2 protein-coding genes are annotated in these 930 nt (G+C 65.9%); both read left to right on the top strand.

Annotated elements, in window-relative coordinates:
* Positions 1-110 precede the first annotated feature (110 nt).
* Positions 111-569 (top strand): MCE family protein, encoded by a 459-nt coding sequence (locus J4F42_17785; GenBank protein MCE2487370.1) that lies wholly within the window; start codon positions 111-113, stop codon positions 567-569.
* A gap of 236 nt (positions 570-805) precedes the next feature.
* Positions 806-930 (top strand): CoA transferase (locus J4F42_17780; protein MCE2487369.1); only part of this gene is annotated, 125 nt, incomplete at its 3' end.

Raw genomic sequence — 930 nt, 5'->3', positions numbered from 1 at the left:
CCTGTCTTGCACATGTCCGTGCTTGTACGGAGAAAGCCGCACGGGTGCAAGCCGGGTCCACGCCGGTGCGGACTTGGGCAAGAGCCCTTGGCCTGCTAGACTCCGCAGCTATGCGAACCTTTGGACTGACGGCCAGCGTCGTCGGCTTCCTGCTTATCGGCGCGACCGCTCTGGTCTACCTGTTCACCGTGTTGGGCGAGGCTAATCTCGACCTGGGCCGGCGCTACCAGCTGCACGCCGATTTCACCAACGCCAGCGGTCTGGAACCCGGCGCGGTGGTTGAGGTGGCCGGTATTGCCGTCGGCCGGGTCAACGCCGTCTGGCGCGTTGGCAACCGCGCCCGGGTCAGCCTCCTGGTCCGCCGGGATATCGCCCTCCAGGAAGACACGATCGCCTCGATCAAAACCCGCGGCCTGCTCGGCGGCCTGTACGTATCTCTGTCCCTGGGCGGCTCGGACCGGATTCTGGGACCCGGCGACAAGATCCGGGAGACCGAAGCGCCGCTCGATATTCCGGGTTTGATGTCCGCCTACGTCGCCGCCCAGCGCAGCGCGGCCGGCAGTCAATAGCCCACCGGTCTAGTCTCGGTCGTCGGTTTCATGCGCACCGCTCCGCAGCGTGGACAGCGCCACTTCTCGTGGTTGTGCGGCCGGTGGGCCTGGACCTGCATCTTGGTACGGCAGCGCGGGCAGTGCATGGTCTGCTATGGGTAGCCGAAACCGCCGTGTCATGCCAGCCGTAGAGGGGGATTTTCAGCCGCCGCACGGCCAGCTATACATGGCACACCACCGAGCGGAGGACGGCTATGCTAGACAACTCCCGCGTCCTTGACCTGACCAATGAGCGCGGCCTGTTGTGCGGCCAGATTCTGGGTGACCTGGGCGCCGATGTCATAAAGCTTGAGCCGCCGGGTGGCTCCTCAGCCCGGCG

It is taken from the genome of Desulfurellaceae bacterium (assembly GCA_021296095.1).
GTDB lineage: Bacteria > Desulfobacterota > Binatia > Bin18 > Bin18 > JAAXHF01.
The sequence above is the reverse complement of the archived record's forward strand: the minus strand, read 5'-3'. Positions and strand labels throughout refer to the sequence as shown.